Here is a 288-nt window from a genome sequence, read left to right as displayed (position 1 = left end):
GTATGGTTAAGTGACTAAGCGTACATGGTGGATGCCTTGGCAGTCAGAGGCGATGAAGGACGTACTAACCTGCGATAAGCCGTGAGCAGTCGGTAAGAGACATTACGACTCACGGATTTCCGAATGGGGAAACCCACTCAGCATAAGCTGGGTATCGCTACGTGAATACATAGCGTAGCGAGGCGAACCGGGAGAACTGAAACATCTAAGTACCCCGAGGAAAAGAAATCAACCGAGATTCCCTCAGTAGCGGCGAGCGAACGGGGATTAGCCCTTAAGCATCTTGGA

General features: G+C 51.0%; 1 rRNA gene. It reads left to right on the top strand.

Features of this window, described 5'->3' with window-relative positions:
• Window positions 1-4 precede the first annotated feature (4 nt).
• Window positions 5-288, top strand: a 23S ribosomal RNA gene (locus J9885_RS14945); the annotation flags it as partial.

It is taken from the genome of Aeromonas sp. SrichE-2G (genome assembly GCF_017939565.1).
In the GTDB taxonomy this organism is placed as follows: domain Bacteria; phylum Pseudomonadota; class Gammaproteobacteria; order Enterobacterales; family Aeromonadaceae; genus Aeromonas; species Aeromonas taiwanensis.
This window is presented reverse-complemented; position numbering and strand designations above follow the sequence as displayed.